15 protein-coding genes are annotated in these 16,104 nt (G+C 42.7%); all 15 read right to left on the reverse strand.

What is annotated here, in order from left to right; translation table 11 throughout:
• Window positions 1–37: 37 nt before the first annotated feature.
• Window positions 38–2,662 carry an SLBB domain-containing protein gene (locus tag BN4575_RS00160; RefSeq protein WP_068976657.1) on the reverse strand — a complete coding sequence of 875 codons (2,625 nt, stop codon included), beginning with the start codon at window positions 2,660–2,662 and terminating at the stop codon, window positions 38–40.
• Window positions 2,663–2,798: 136 nt separating this feature from the next.
• Window positions 2,799–3,893, reverse strand: coding sequence for an LPS O-antigen chain length determinant protein WzzB (locus tag BN4575_RS00165; RefSeq protein WP_068976658.1), 1,095 nt, complete (start codon window positions 3,891–3,893; stop codon window positions 2,799–2,801).
• Window positions 3,894–3,943: 50 nt separating this feature from the next.
• Window positions 3,944–4,483 (reverse strand): dTDP-4-dehydrorhamnose 3,5-epimerase, encoded by a 540-nt coding sequence (rfbC, locus tag BN4575_RS21075; protein ID WP_083220965.1) that lies wholly within the window; start codon window positions 4,481–4,483, stop codon window positions 3,944–3,946.
• Between the two features lie 16 nt (window positions 4,484–4,499).
• Complete coding sequence (locus tag BN4575_RS00175; RefSeq protein ID WP_083220966.1) at window positions 4,500–5,315, reverse strand: sugar nucleotidyltransferase; 816 nt, start codon at window positions 5,313–5,315, stop codon at window positions 4,500–4,502.
• Window positions 5,312–6,199, reverse strand: a complete 888-nt coding sequence (gene rfbD / locus BN4575_RS00180) for a dTDP-4-dehydrorhamnose reductase (protein WP_083220967.1) — start codon at window positions 6,197–6,199, stop codon at window positions 5,312–5,314. Before rfbD ends, BN4575_RS00175 begins: the two co-directional genes overlap by 4 nt.
• A complete protein-coding gene (gene wecA, locus BN4575_RS00185) occupies window positions 6,186–7,352 on the reverse strand; it encodes a UDP-N-acetylglucosamine--undecaprenyl-phosphate N-acetylglucosaminephosphotransferase (RefSeq protein WP_256028852.1) in 1,167 nt (388 codons plus the stop codon). The genes rfbD and wecA overlap by 14 nt, the downstream gene beginning before the upstream one ends.
• A 63-nt stretch (window positions 7,353–7,415) precedes the next feature.
• Entirely contained in the window at window positions 7,416–7,820 is a 405-nt protein-coding gene (locus BN4575_RS21080; RefSeq protein WP_083220968.1) for a WbuC family cupin fold metalloprotein, read from the reverse strand.
• A 12-nt stretch (window positions 7,821–7,832) separates the two neighbouring features.
• Window positions 7,833–8,981, reverse strand: a complete 1,149-nt coding sequence (locus tag BN4575_RS00190) for a glycosyltransferase family 4 protein (RefSeq protein WP_218060760.1) — start codon at window positions 8,979–8,981, stop codon at window positions 7,833–7,835.
• A gap of 56 nt (window positions 8,982–9,037) precedes the next feature.
• The gene (gene wecB, locus BN4575_RS00195; protein ID WP_068976663.1) at window positions 9,038–10,171 is read right to left on the reverse strand and encodes a non-hydrolyzing UDP-N-acetylglucosamine 2-epimerase; all 1,134 of its coding nucleotides are present in this window, start codon (window positions 10,169–10,171) and stop codon (window positions 9,038–9,040) included.
• A complete protein-coding gene (locus tag BN4575_RS00200) occupies window positions 10,159–11,040 on the reverse strand; it encodes a dTDP-4-dehydrorhamnose reductase family protein (RefSeq protein WP_068976664.1) in 882 nt (293 codons plus the stop codon). The genes wecB and BN4575_RS00200 overlap by 13 nt, the downstream gene beginning before the upstream one ends.
• Window positions 11,041–11,042: 2 nt before the next feature.
• Window positions 11,043–12,080 carry a polysaccharide biosynthesis protein gene (locus BN4575_RS00205; protein ID WP_068976665.1) on the reverse strand — a complete coding sequence of 346 codons (1,038 nt, stop codon included), beginning with the start codon at window positions 12,078–12,080 and terminating at the stop codon, window positions 11,043–11,045.
• Complete coding sequence (locus tag BN4575_RS21085; RefSeq protein ID WP_083220969.1) at window positions 12,073–13,188, reverse strand: glycosyltransferase; 1,116 nt, start codon at window positions 13,186–13,188, stop codon at window positions 12,073–12,075. Before BN4575_RS21085 ends, BN4575_RS00205 begins: the two co-directional genes overlap by 8 nt.
• A gap of 69 nt (window positions 13,189–13,257) precedes the next feature.
• A complete protein-coding gene (gene wzy, locus BN4575_RS00210; protein WP_141689674.1) occupies window positions 13,258–14,493 on the reverse strand; it encodes an oligosaccharide repeat unit polymerase in 1,236 nt (411 codons plus the stop codon).
• 11 nt (window positions 14,494–14,504) lie between these two features.
• Window positions 14,505–15,521 (reverse strand): glycosyltransferase family 2 protein, encoded by a 1,017-nt coding sequence (locus BN4575_RS00215; protein ID WP_176716404.1) that lies wholly within the window; start codon window positions 15,519–15,521, stop codon window positions 14,505–14,507.
• A gap of 10 nt (window positions 15,522–15,531) precedes the next feature.
• Complete coding sequence (locus tag BN4575_RS00220; protein WP_068976668.1) at window positions 15,532–16,101, reverse strand: acyltransferase; 570 nt, start codon at window positions 16,099–16,101, stop codon at window positions 15,532–15,534.
• Window positions 16,102–16,104: the final 3 nt, after the last annotated feature.

The following is a 16,104-nucleotide window of genomic DNA, read 5'->3' on the forward strand; positions in this document are numbered from 1 at the left end:
CCACCTGACTGAATGGGTGACCAAATAAACGATGCAATTACTTGATTGCACTCCACGCGACACCCAGTTGATAGAGGACCTGTGTTGCAGAGGTCATTATACTCAGGTTATCCAGATAATCAGAATCAACTGGTACCACGATGGTATCCCCCGGCTCCAGGCCTTTGCGACTTCCAAACCAGCTATCACCAGGCAGGATCACACTACCATTTGCCTTTATCACGTAGATACGGTCGGTATCAGCCTGTTTCTTGGTTCCCCCGGCACGGCTCAAGTAATCATTAACACTCAGGTTACCGTCGTAAATGTGCGAGGAGGGGAATTGCACCATCCCCTGAATAGAGACCACATTTTGTAACGCAGGCACATAAAGCTTGTCGCCATCTTGCAGCATCACGTCAGCCTGCTTGTCTCCAGACAAAACCGCCGGCATATCGATGGTCATGCGACCTACAGCCTTGCTGTTTTCCAGCTGATTAACCACCGTCATTGCCTCTGCAGGCGAGCTGTTGTAGTTAGCGATACTGGATTGACGACGCAGTGTCATCGTCGCGATCTCTTGCTTCAGCTCATCACGCAGCAACGTGATTCGTTCTGCTTCCTGTTTACGCAGCGCTTCACGGGCAAAGACAGCACCATTCGGATTGGCATAGGGGGTAATACCACCGATACGTTGGATCAAATCATACAAACTTTCTCCACGACGAACCGTATAGGTTCCCGGATACTTCACCTCGCCAAACACCTGTACAGTTGCTTCTTCACGCCACTGAGGATGAGGCAATACGTTCAAACTGTCTTTTGATTGCACCAACGGCGAACCGGTTACCCGATTTGCAGTTGCCAAATCCAGATGTTGATTTTCAATTATAATATCTTTCCCTCGCTCACTCACGCGAGATAACTCAATCACATTCGCCTGTTCGTTAAACCCGCCAGCAGCCATGATCAAATCATGGGTTCGACTATAAGGCGTCAAGGGATAGACCCCCGGATATTTAACCTCGCCGCGAACTTCAGCAATCTGTACCGGTTTACCTTGTGCTGCTTGTGCTTTCAAACGCTCAATAACCGGAGCAAGCAAAGCTTGACGAGAGGCCCCGACCATCGCCTCAGTCTTGGTCGTGTTAGACACACTAGCCAAAGTCATCTTATTTTCTTTAGCCAGTTGAGCACGACTAACATCGGCACCTGTACTGTCGTCTACCGCATTGGCTTGCTGCTCAATGCGTTGGTTAGCCTGATTGTCGATATTTGTCGAAGAGCTTTGAGAGCTTGCCAGCTGCTTCAGCCGGTCGGTTGCATCATTGCTAAAAATAAGCACCTGATCCCGCGGCTGCAAACGGATGTCATCTTCCCCACCCGGCATTTGCAACACACGGCTCAGATTGAATTGCAGCACCTCGATATTACGTTGGGCATCCAACTCACGTACAACCAGGGCATAATTCAAGTCAGTGACCGATGTCAGATCGCGGTCGGCACTTTGCAACACACGACTGATCCGCATTCCCGGCTGGAAGCTGAAGACGCCTTCACGAACCACGGCACCTTTTACCACAATCGCCTGGCTATATTCAGTGCTACTCGGCTTGACCGTGACCTTGTCACCATCACGCACAACAAACTGACGATCATGCTGACTTGACAAGTTCAGGTTAAATACCCGCATCCCGGTTTCACCATAACGGGTCACCGAAACCTCTTTGAGTGCAGCGGCCTTTATGCCGCCAGCCAACCCAAGCACATTAACTAAAGCAGCAGGGCCACTCAATTCATAAATCGCAGGGCGTTTAACCAAACCATCAATACTCACTTCACTGCCTTTGGCAGGGATAAACACAGTATCACCCGAACGCAGACGGATATCCTGACTGGTGTCGCCCCAAACCAACATTTTGTAGAGGTCGACATCGATCACTTTTTGCCCTGCACGCTTGACCTGGATCTTGCGCAGCGACCCTACCGTATCGATACCACCCGCAGCCTGCAGAACCTGGGTCACGGTAGCCATACCATTGACGTTATAGGCGCCGGGGCGATAGGCATCGCCCATCACAAAAACTTGCATGGTACGCAGAGCACCAAAACTGATAAACGCTTCTACACCAATTTTTTGCTCTTTAACCCGGTTTTCCAGTTCACTGCGGAGTTGCTGGAAAGTCTGGCCACTGGCGGCAATAGGGCCAAGGGAAGGGAAATCGATAAATCCCTCACGGCCAATAGCCAAGCTATAACTCGCATTCTCCTTGCCATAGAGCTGAACCCGGATTTCGTCACCCGGGCCCATCACATAATCGTCTGCAACCGGCATATCCACCACGGGCGCATCTGTCAGAGGTTCCCCGGCAAAAACGCTATAACCAAACGGCTGTAATGCTCCCTCTTGCGCCACACCAGCGACCAAAGGCCGCTGAGACTCTTGGCTGTAATCCACTTCACGTGGAGCAGCCACAGGCGCAGTATTGACTGGGGTAACACTGCTTTGGTTGTTACTTACTCCCAACTGGGATGGATCGATACCATACTGAGCAGCCAGTGCTTGCTGCTGGGCAGGAGATAATTGTTTAAATTTCGCCATCATCTCAGGCGTGATTTGTGGTGCAGCCATAAGTGGCAAGCCCATCAATGCCAGTGAGAGAAGCAATCCCTTTTGTTTCATTTTAGTTATTCCACCCAATACCCATAAAAATAAACACCATGATAACCATGAGCAAAAACGGCTGCATGTTAGCACTAAGCACTAACGAAGTCATATCCAAGTGAATAGCATTAAACGCTATGCACAAACAAAAGCATTATGATCCTTCTGATCGACGAAAGGCATGCCGTACCAGCACAATCGCCCCCCCCAACATGCCCCCCAGCAGGGTAGCCAATATAACAATTAGCGGGCGTTTGGGCTTGTCACGGGTAAACGGTTCTTCCGGTGAATCGATCATATTAAAAGACTGAAAGTCAGCATTTTCAAATTTCAACGCTTTTAAACTACTTAATTGCAAACGAATTTTTCCTAATTCAGGATTAAGAAGTTCAGGATCTTTAATCTCATTCAATATTTTCAATTTTTCAGCCAGGCCTTTCGCCCCTAATTGAATATTGAAAACCTCTTGACTATCAAGCCGCTCAAGAGGCACATCTACACCAGCCGCCTTACTGATACGCAAACTATATCCAACCCGCTGAAGTTCTTCCTGCCTTTTTAGTAATGTATCAGCTTTGACACTGTCATATTGTGCAGTCAGCGTTTTTATTCTGTTTTGCCATATGGATTGTAACTCTGCATTTTTGCGTTTGAGTTGCTGCTGTTGAACAAATTCTATATACTTTTCTAGTCGCTGCAGAGCAAGCTCCGGCGTTTCAGCAGAAAAACTCAACGTCATCTCTTGACTCGTTTTATCCTGAATCTTGGCTGATACAGACTCAGCTAACTTTCTCATTAGCGCATGTCCATCGCGCTTATCAGAGATCTCAAATCTCTCCATTTCTGCTGCATAGACACCTTCTCGCGTCAAAAAATCCCGCTTATTATTCATACTATTAAAGGCCGAGATAAAGCTCTGAAAAATAGCGGGTCGCTCAAGCGAGGAAAAATCAGGTGTCGTCAAAAAAGCTCCGTTACTATTGCTGGACATAATTGCTTGCAATTTATCGACAGCTAGCTGTAAGGCCGCAACTTGGGACACGGACGGTTCAGAAATAACAGCCTGACTGGTCCATACCTGACGCGCAGTCATGGCGTAAACAATACCCAAAACAGCAAACACACCGGTTACCAACAATATCAATACTTTTTGACGCCACAGCACTAGCAGCAACTCTCGCAGATCTATCTCATCTGATGTGGGTACTTGTACCCAGTAATTAGGAGTAACTGGCGTTTTCTCGCTCATTTTTCTCTCTCGAATATCCAAATTAAAATGGCTGATAATAGTAGATAGCACTAAGGCATATCGATGCAATCGGGTGCCAGGCGATCCTTATCAGACAGCAGCAAGGGAAATTTATCAGATAACGGCCATGTTATCGCCAAATGTACGCTATCCCATCGAATAACCGTTTCATCACCCGGCAGATAATAATCTGTACATTTATAAAAAACATCCGCACTATCACTGAGCACATAAAAACCATGGGCAAACCCGGGAGGTATCCACATAAGTTCGCCCGAGGCGGCATCCAGAATATGACCCACCCAATGACCATAGGTTGGCGAGGTCGGACGCACATCCACTGCTACATCAAAGATACAACCATTGAGTGCCTGCACCAATTTCCCTTGGGGATGAGTCCGTTGATAATGCAGGCCGCGTAAGGTGCCGCCCAGTGAATGGCTCATATTGTCCTGGACAAAATGATAGTGGCCGCAATGATGTTCAAACTCGGCTTGACGAAAACACTCACGAAAATAACCGCGCTGATCAAACCATGTTTCTGGCATCAATATCATCACCTCTGCCAGTGCAGTAGGGCGAAATTTCATGGGCAGACTCCTGTCATTACAATTCACCTAAGGAGGATTGGTTGACATTAGTTATAGCAACGCGAGGGATCCGCAAGCGCAGAAAATATTGTCCATAATCACTTTTTGCCAACATCTGAGCCAGCCCGTACAATTGCTCATCATGAAGCCAGACCTGACGCCAGGTAATGGCCAATTTTAGCCCCTGCCATTTTTCTAGGGTCTGAATAAACTGCCCAGCCTCTTGCAAACTACCCGGCGTGCCGGTATCCAACCACACACAATCCTGGCCTAAAAAGGCCACTTGCAGTTGCCCCTGCGCACAATAACAATGGTTGATATCGGTTATCTCCAGCTCGCTCCGGGCTGAAGGGGTTAGTTGCTTGGCAAATTCAACGACATTCGCATCAAAGAAATAGAGGTCAGTCACCGCATAATGGCTGGCCGGCTGGGCAGGCGTCTCGATGATCGCCAAGGCCTTGCTCTGCTCATCCGTCATCGCCTGACGTAACTGCATAGGCAATACGGCACCATAAAGCAGATTGTCACTCAGGATCAAACAGACCGGCTCCTCCGCGAGAAAAGGCTCGGCATAAGAGAACATTAACCACCATTGACTTACATCCCCAAACAACTGGCGAAAACGGTGGAGATCGGCGGGCGTACAAATGACTAGGACCTCGCGGATCCGAGCCAATATCAGCACTGACAAGGAGTAATAGATCATCGGCTTGTCATAGACAGGGAACAACTTTTTGCTCACGGCCAGCGTGGTGGGATAAAGACGTGTCGCAGTTCCCCCCACTAAAATAACTCCTTTGCGAGAGACCTTGTTATACAAAAAAGGCATCATGGCTGTTCCTCACATAATGCCTGCAACGTTGTGCTAACCCCCACTCGCCAATCTGGCAAGTGCACGCCAAAACGCTGTGAAAACAGCTGCGTATCTAGCCGAGAATTAAGGGGGCGATTGACCACACCGCCATAATCCACACTAGTGATGGGCTTGAGCCGTGGCACTTTATCTATCAGCCCCAACCTGTATGCCTCACTAAAAATGAAGCGGGCATAATCGAGCCAACAGACGGCACCTGATGCCGCCACATGATAGAGGCCCATCAGTTCCGGCTCGTCCAAGATCCTGTCGATGGCTGCCACAGTAACCTCTGCCAACATCATTGCCGAGGTGGGGGCTCCGACTTGATCGCACACCACAGACAACTCATCATGATGTTGCGCAAGCCGCAGCATGGTCTTGAGGAAATTATCGCGCCATGAGCTATGTAGCCAGCTGGTGCGAATGATCAGATAACGGCAACCACTGGCGATGAGCGCCTGCTCCCCCGCCCATTTACTCTGACCATAGGCATTTAAAGGGGCCGGGAGATCGGATTCTCGCCAAGGGCAATTGCCAGAGCCATCAAAGACGTAGTCCGTCGAGAAATGCACTAGCAAGGCATCATGCTGCTTAGCCAATACAGCCAGCTGTGCGACCCCATCACAATTGACCCGCATCGCCTGCGCAGGGGCAAGCTCGGCCCCTGTCACATCCGTGTATGCGGCGGCGTTAAGGATGACGTCAGGGGGTAGATGTGATGCCTGAGAGATACGCGTCTCAGCCAAAACAACACGCATAGGTGTCACTTTGTATCGCTGTTGGTGCGAGGTGAATATTTTTTCAAATCCTTGACCAAGTTGACCACTCGCCCCATAAAAAAACAGGTTAAGTGGCCTCATGGGATGAAACTATTCCACGTTTGCGCAACCACGCCAATATACGCCAGATGGCATTCAGCCCTGAGAAATACAGAAAGAAAACCACCATAAATAATAACAAACTAATTATTTCAGGAATATTCATTGCCTCAATAATTATCCCGACAGCAGCAAGCAATACCGCTAACAGACAGATGAACAAGAGGGTTTGACGAGAGGACAACCCGGCCTTCATACATATATGGTGAAGATGCTCACGATCTGGTTTAAAGGGTGAGTGCCCCTTACGAACACGACGAACCATAATGGTAACCATATCCATCAAGGGTATAGCAATAAGCCACAGCGCGGTAACAGGATACATCTGGGCTTTTGGGCCCTGAGTACCTTGCAACAAGACCCATATCACAGTAAAGCCGATTAACATACTTCCTGCATCCCCCATAAAGACCTTGCGACGAACATCAAAGGGGAAACCAAGATTAAGAATGATATAGGGAATAACAACAATCATCATCAGCAAACAAAAACGTGCTAATAATAATTGCTGGTCAATATAATTGAGATAGGCTAAACCACCAAACGTAGCAAGGGTCAACCCACCAAGTAGGCCATCAATCCCATCTACCATATTAAACGCATTGATCGCGCCCAATACAGCAAATACAGTGAAAATATAGCCAAGAGGCCCCAAAACAACCTCGTGACCAAAAGCTAATCCCCCCAAACTTTTTAACGATAACCCAGCACCAAAAATCATAGTGCAAGAAATCAAGATCTGAATAACCAAGCGGATGCGGTAGTCAACATCATATTTATCATCGATTGCCCCCGTCAATACCAACACAGATGCACACAATACATAAATATCAGAATTAACCAATATATCAGGTTTAATCCATAATGCCAACATCAGCGTACAGTAAATTGAAATACCTCCGACCAACGGAATAGCACCTTGGTGGAGCTTACGTTCATTAGGACGGTCTACCAAATTAAATTTTTTCGCAGCCTTTCTGAATAAGAATAAAAACAAAAATGCTGAGGCAAAAAAAATAATATATTCCATTTTATTAATCCGACACAAAGGGATAATGAAAAGGTAATGAACGCCACCTCGAACAAAAAATTCAGCAGAGATATAAACTCCATTACCACATACATCCATAGACATGTAGCCTGCTGACAGCATAGATAAATATAGCAAGTATATATATTTAACTAGGAGCACATGACTTTAAAGTAATGCAAAACTTTTTGATGTGCGCGCATCAAAAGGTCCCTCTTTTATCTCTAAAAGTAAAGCATAATCTGACAAACACTCCACACTATGTATTTCATTTGGTAAAAATTCAACTAGTGGTAGTGGATCCTGCGCATTAATTATTAATTCATGACGCACATCGCCATTATTTTCATATAAACACACTCTAATTACACCGGATATTAAAGTAAACATCTCCCATTGATGGGGAAACTGATGAAAATGCGGTTCTACATAACTACCTTTCACCATAGCGATCAGTAGCCGCTGCACTTTTTCTGTATGAGATGTATGAAATAAATAGTGCGTACGAAGCCTTTCGGAGGCGGCAGCATCACGATACAACTGCATCAATAATTGCGATTCAAAAAGCTTCATGTTGCGCCTTATCTACAATTTATCAGAGTTCAAGGATTGCAAAATAGTCTCTGCCGCAGCAGAAACTGAAAATTGTTGCTGCAACAACTGATTGGCATTCTGGCCTGCTCTTTGGCGATATTCCACATCATTCAGTAACTGCTCAGCCGCGGTATGCAAGCCAATATCATCGCCATTTACTTTAATAACTCCAGCACCATGTTCATTAACCAGTTCCATCAAATCATTACCGTTATTCACACTTCCAAGAATTGGTATGTTTTGCACCATATACCCGAGTAGTTTTCCTGGAAAGTTATGGCTAGTATGATCAGCAGAAAGAGAAAACAAACCGATATCAACTTCAGCAAGCAGCAATTTAAACTCCATCTGAGTAATCGACGGCAAATAGGTAAAGTTGGACAAATGCCACTCACTGGCTAATCGATTGATCAAAGCCACTTCATCCCCTTGACCAACATATAAAAAATGTGCATGAGGATGCCGACTCATGGTCTTGGTCAAACGCATCAAATTGGCCATATCTTGTGCATGACCAATATTCCCGCCATAAAAAAATATCACTTTATCTTGCAGGTTTAGGCGCTGGCGAAGCGGCATATAATCAGCTGGAAATTGAGTTACAGGGGTGAGAGCGGCCCAATTTCTCAGCACCTCAGTGGGATATGTATTCCCTTCTGCTTCAAAAACATTGATGTTGCTATCTGACATCAAGCCTATCATCTTGGCCTGACGATAACTCACATGTTCAAAAAAACGAAAATAGCGGGCAATGAAGGAGCGTTCGCCAATCATACCGGCATCAATCGCCCAGCGTGGGAATAAGTCTCGCAACACTAAATAGGCGGGGCATTGGCAGCGCTGGCAAAGCCAGCGCACTAAACCACCGAAAAAAATAGATGGGGAGTAATACACCACTCCATCAAAGCTATGCTTAGTGATATTTGATCTCACAGCCCACCAAGCGCGCAGCGACAACAAACTTTCGTTAATCGCGCGCTTTACTTTTCCAACATTTTTAATTTCGCCACTTTTAAAGCGTAAAATGCTCACCCCATCGAGCTCATCACACACCAGATTGGTTGCTTGATGAGTGTCAGGGGTAATCACCGTGACTTGGTGACCTTGCTGCGTTAAATACACTGCCAACTCGTGAAACATCTTTGAGCCAACTCGCGTGCTATTAGGCAAGTAATCATCAATGATCAGAGCTAACCTCACAGCGACTTTCTCCAAATCACTCGATTGACATAATCGGTATAGCTTAGGATTGTGCGTAGGACTTTGTCAGAAACATTAGGAGCAATATAATCCGGCACCTTATTTATCAAACGAACAGCACCTCTAGGTTGCTTTTCTAGAATTTCAATGGCTTGTAAAATCCGTTCAACACTCATGCCAGTAAACATCACCGCCCCCTCTTCAAATCCCTCTGGACGCTCTTGGGCTTCTCGGATATTGACCGCAGGGAAGTTCAATATGGAAGACTCTTCTGTAATAGTACCACTATCACTCAACACCACTTTGGCATCCATTTGCAGTCGCACATAATCGCTAAAACCAAGGGGCTTTAACAAATTAACCAAAGGATGGAATCTTAAATTTAACGCTTCAATTTTTTTGCGAGTGCGCGGATGAGTCGAAACAATAATCGGATATTGATATTTTTCAGCTAGTTTATTTAACACTTGCACATAGCTGTGAATATTTTTTTCAGAATCCACATTCTCTTCACGGTGCACACTAACCAAAAAATATTCTTCCTTGGTCAGTGACAGCCGCGATACTACATCAGCAGCGTGAATTTTGTCCTGATAAAAAGCCAGCACCTCATCCATTGGGCTGCCGGTTTTAACGATTAAATCAGGTTTAATCCCCTCGTTTAAAAGATATTCGCGTGCAATATCGCTATAGGGCATATTCACATCAGAAATATGATCCACAATTTTACGGTTGATCTCTTCTGGTACGCGTAAATCAAAGCAACGATTACCCGCTTCCATATGGAAGATCGGGATTTTTTTACGCTTGGCAGAAATAGCAGCCAAGGCACTGTTTGTATCCCCCAGAATAAGGAGTGCATCAGGCTTTAACTCGGCAAACACCTTATCTGACTTGCTGATCACTTGCGCCATGGTTTCAGCAGCACTGCCACCGGCACACTCTAAAAACACATCTGGCGCACGGATACCTAAGTCATCAAAAAATATTTGATTGAGCTCATAATCGTAATTTTGACCGGTATGAACCAAGGTATGGTCACAAAATTTGTCCAACTTGGCGATAGTACGCGACAGCCGAATAATTTCTGGGCGCGTACCAACTATGGTCATCACTTTTAGTTTTTGCATGGCACATACCTTATCAAATAATCGTTATGCATAAATTCAATCAACTCACGCCAACTTGGCACAGTCAAATCCAGCGCTTGGCGCAAGCGGCTAGAATCGAGCGAACGGTCGATCACCAATTGGGCTGACTCATTAATCTCAATACTCTTACCATAAATTTCGGCCACCAATGAGATCAAACTGTGCTTATCAATCGGTTCCACCGACAGGTGATACAAACCGCAGAGATCAGGCTTGTTCAGAATGTTGTCGGCCAACAGCTTGGCAATATAACAAGTTGGCAAACCAGAAAATACCGCCTTAGAAAAACCCTTCACCGCACCACGTTGGCTTAAAAACCAATCAACCAGGCTCACAGCGGAATCCAGCTCATGACCAATGATCGAGGTACGCAAGGTTAAGTGGCGGCCATAGTTAACCTCACCCAAGCATTTGGATTTGCCGTAGAGATCAGTCGCGGTGGGTAAATCAGCTTCCTGATACATGCCTTGTTTGCCATCAAACACACAATCGGTCGAAAAATGGATCAACCGTGAACCATATTGGTCGCAAAGGGCAGCCAACTGATGTGGTAATAGGGCATTGATTTCAATCGCCGCCACATGCTGTTTAGCAATATCGTGCTGCTTAATCAACCCTATACAGTTGAACACCACATCAGGTTTGGCTTCTATAATAGCCTGCTCAATGCTAGCAATATCCGTTACATCAATTCCGAGTAATAACCTATCTTGATACTTTTCAAAAAATTCCTGCTTTCCGTCTATATTACGCACAGTACCTTTTACGGTTAACTCTGCATAATCTGCCAGATTGCTAAACAAGCTGTACCCCAACATCCCCGTAGCACCAAGGATCAACACATTCACAGCTATACTCCTTCTGGCACGATGATATTGCCAGCTTCAATTTCTCGAATGAAATCGAGTTTACGAAGGAGTGCTTTCATTCCTTCAACATCGAGACGTTCAGTATTGTGAGAATTATAATCTTCAACCTTAGACAGATCTTGCTCACCTTGTTCGAAATACTTTGAGTAATTAAGGTCGCGATTATCTGCCGGCACTCGATAATATTGACCTTGTTCCTGCGCAACAAACATTTCTTCGCGACTACAAAGTGCTTCAAATTGTTTTTCACCATGGCGTGTACCAATAACATTTACTGAATGTTCAGGCTTATTCATGATCCCCAGTAACGCTTTAACCAATACATCAATGGTCGCAGCTGGTGCTTTTTGTACGAAAATATCGCCGTTTTTGCCTTGCTCAAAGGCATGCAATACCAGATCGACGGCATCATCAAGGGTCATCATAAAGCGGGTCATAGCCGGGTCGGTAATAGTGATGGCATCGCCATTGACGACCTGACGAATAAACAACGGGATCACTGAACCACGGGAAGCCATCACATTACCATAACGGGTACAGCAAATGGTGGTCTTGGTGTGCTCCAAATTACGGCTCTTGGCTACAATCACCTTTTCCATCATTGCCTTGGAAATTCCCATCGCGTTGATCGGGTACACCGCCTTATCGGTACTCAAGCAGACCACGCGTTCAACCCCATGAGTGATGGCGGCTTCGAGCACGTTTTCCGTACCAAGCACGTTTGTTTTTACAGCTTCTAAAGGATAGAACTCGCAAGACGGCACCTGTTTTAATGCAGCAGCATGGTAAACATAATCCACTCCGCGCATAGCATTCGCCACACTTTGATAGTCGCGCACATCACCAATATAAAATTTTAATTTATCTGAATGAAAATGCTTACGCATATCATCCTGCTTTTTCTCATCACGAGAGAAAATACGGATTTCCTTAATTTCAGTATTCAAGAATCGACGTAAAACAGCATTACCAAATGAGCCTGTACCACCGGTGATTAATAAAACTCTATTTTTAAACATTTTGTCTCACCATATCCACAAGAAAATCAACATAACACTTACACCGTTCCTTTGGAGAAAGGAAATCGTTTAACCTTTCAACTCCGGCAGAAACAACACTGTGATAAACATCATTATCACTTGACAAAAGCTGTACTTTCTCTGCTATATCCTTTGGATTTAAAGCATCGAAATAAAGCGCAGCATCACCGCAAACTGAGCGTGCAAAGCTATAATCAGAGGTTAGAATTGGCCTCCTCATTACCATAGCTTCAGGATAAGAAGCAGAAAAGCATTCAACTAAAGAAGGCAAAATCATCGCATCGCATTTCTCGTATAATTTTGGACAATCTTTGTTTTTTACCACACCTAAGTTAAAAATTGAGCGCTCATATCCTGAAAAATTTTTTTTATAATAATCCTCTGGTACTGTTATATGAAAAACATAATTTAAGTTATTAGCATTCAATATATCACTAACTTCTTTAAATATCAGTAGATTTTTATGAGGGTATGGATAGGCAATAGTCAACAACTTGAAAGGTTCTTCTGTGTTTACTAAATTCTTGACTCGACCTGCATAAAAATAACCACTATAGGTATTTGCTGCAACGTGAATATTTTCCGTTCCTACATCTAGGTATTGACTAAGACGCATTCGTACATCATATGATTCAACGACATAACGCTGAGCATGATTTTTTAACAAAAACCTATGATAACTCTTTAACAGAGTTAATTTTATATTTTTAATTATGTCAAGCGTTTTAAAAAAAGGAAGATCATTATAAATATAGTAACCTTGCGCAAAACCAATCATGTGCGGTGATGTTGGCTTCCAATAATTTGGACCAAAAATAGAAAAAACACAATCTGCATATATTGCAGCCTCTAGTTCATCTAGTTGTTTGACTCGACCAGAAAGTGAAAAACGAGATGGAAAATTCACCCTATAAAAAGATATATTGGCCTGTTTTAAAGTAAGCTCGTCGATTAAATCATCAAACGCTGGAGATAAAAACAAATGAAAATGATGCTCAGAGTGAGAATATAGTTCATTAAATACGGAAAGAGCAACTTGAATAGCGCCCCCGACACGAAGATTACTAGCATTAATAATTATATTCATTTTATAATGGGTCACATGAATGAAATATTGAGTAAATTACTTTGAGTTCCGTATGTATATACGTTTAACTTAAGTTCTTACCTTTTTAAAGCTAACATTCACAAATAGACAAACAAAAATCAATGCTTGGATATAGAATAGAAAGCTAACAAACCAACCGTTCATTAAATATAAAAAAACAAAAAACCAAGTTAAAGATTGGACTTCTGAAAACCTTGTTTTTTTCGATAGATAAATTGAAATAAAAATCAACAGCGTTGTATAAATTACGTATATAATACTAGTGTATGCATCGAAAAAAAACCAAGAAACAAATCCTGTTTGTAGCGTTGTTTCAGTTACCGCATTAGAATTCACAAAATACGAATAAAGAAAAACATGTATGTCGTCACCAGGATTAATATTGATAAGCTTTGATATAGTTTGGGATAATAGACCTTCCCAATAAAACGAGGCAATACGATTGGTTTGCAACAAATGCTCAATAACATAACTATTCTCGTACGCAAAAACAACATTTGATAATTGTTGCAACCTAAAAAAGACTGCATCAACAAAGCTAGTAATTACAACATTAAAATCTAATTTTAATATAGCTGAGTATAAGATTGCCATATTTTCATTTGCTAAAGCCTCACGAATAATAACTTTCAAATACATTAAAACAATAAGAAATGACATTAAAGGAAGTAGAACACCTAATTTTAAAACATTTCTTATCTTAAGAATTCCAATATAGCTTTTATTTTTAAAGAAAAAACATAGTTCAATATAAAAAACTATTAAAATCCAACCAAGCCAGCCTCTACTTAATTGAGAGATAATGAAAACAGCCAAATTAACTCTTGCAAAAACAGGAGTCCGCTCACGTGAGAAAATATAGAAAATATAGAAAATATAATCAACCGGCATTAAAAGCCAGATAAAGCGAGTAAATCCTTCAGGATTCGATGCGCCTGCAGAATTAATGCCAGTTTTAAGATTAAATACAAAATAACATAGTTGCAAAATTAAAACAAAAAAACCAAAATAGATTATTTTATTTTTAGATGCGACATTAAGTTTCTTGGTCTTAAATTTAACTCCGAGGTTATATAAAGGACAGCAAACTAAGTAATATGAGAATAAAACCAGAGCCAACAAAGAGAAAATCGGGATGTCAAAACTCATGGGAAACCCATAGTCACCAACATAACGACCTAAACTTGCCATCACTAGACCCGCATATATATTAGCAATACTATACAAAATAATAAATGCAATACGAGCAGAACGTGTCAGTATAAAGAAGTCGGTATTATTCACCTTAACTCCAGTTAACTAGTTCGTTTTAATATGGTTTTCAATTCTTCCTTAACAAAGAATATCATCTTTACTAAGAATAAATGGTCTTTAAAAACAAACAACATTCTATGAAATAAATCATACCATTCTTTCGTATTTGAATTTGCAATATGCTCTCTGAATAAATCATAATCCCCATTAAAGAAATAACCTTGAGCACATGCATACTCTGCATGAGATATTTTTATTTTTATCGCACTTTCATGCTGTTGCATTGAAAAGATCAAATTATGAAGTGATTCAATATTCTTTTTATACGTTTTTACTATTTTGGTCCCCTTATTGTTCCCGGTTAAATTAAGAGACCAAGAGTTTTCTGCTGACAAACGATAAACTGACATATATTCATTTATACATTTACAACCTTCCATTTTCGATGCAAAGGCTTCGATATAGTAATCCCCCACTGGGGCGTCTTTGAACCAGACTGGTAAAGACTTAACAACCTCTCTTTTAAAAAAATACGAGCTTGTGGGAGCATACTGACCTTTAGCTGACAGAATATAATCTATTTCGAAATTATTTTGACATGGCCACCTGATTTCCGTTTCATACCCATTGCTCAATACTCTAGATGGGTGAACGAGAAGAGAGCATTTATTTTTTTTTGCAAAATCCAACTGCTTTTGCAACTTATTTACATCACACCAATAATCATCCCCCTCACAAACAGCAATAAAATCTCCCTTGGCAAAGTTGAATACTCTTAAAAGATTGGCATTCGCACCAACGTTATGTTCTGATGTGATTATTTTTATAATATTAGGATAATGTTCTTTAAACTCGGTTAAAATAGCTAACGTTCCATCACCGCCACAATCCTCACCAATGACAATCTCAAATGGGAAAGTGGTTTTTTGTACTAAAAAACTTTCTATTGCTTGAGCTATATATTTCTCTTGTTTATAAGTAATACAACAGACACTGACACGAATGGGTTCATTCACTGTCCAGCTAGCCATAATTTCAGCTTCAGTTAAATGAAACACAATATTGACCTTAATTATTAATGGTGGTGAGCAAACGAGCCTCATAGGCGAGTAAATCCCGCTTGCGGTTTTTAATTTTTTTAGCTGGCGCACCTACATACACACCAAAGGCTTCACAGTCTTTCGTGATCATGCATAATGATCCGACCGAGACTCCTTCATGCAGGGTGATGCCAGGCAATAAAACAGAGCCAGAGCCTATAATGACATGTTTGGCCAAGGTGACATCTGCATGGGTCACATTGGTATATTCCGCAGGTACCATGGGGTTTGTCATATATTCACCGCTGTAATCATCATTACTAGAGTAAATGGCAACTTTAGATGAAATATTTACAAAATCAGCCAACGTTATCTTACCGGCCCCAATTAATGAACTATACACAGCGATATGAATATAACAGCCAATTTCAATCCCCCCTTCACCTGCCGACAGCACACAAAAATCATCGATGCGGACATTGCTACCAATCTTAATGCGGCTAGCACCATAAATAGATGCCTTATCAGAGATAAAAACATTTCTGCCCAGTTCGGAAAAGCCCATGGCACTTAATTGTTGCTCAGTAAGAAATGCCACCTG

The organism is Aeromonas sp. EERV15, assembly GCF_900079845.1.
Taxonomy (GTDB): domain Bacteria; phylum Pseudomonadota; class Gammaproteobacteria; order Enterobacterales; family Aeromonadaceae; genus Aeromonas; species Aeromonas sobria.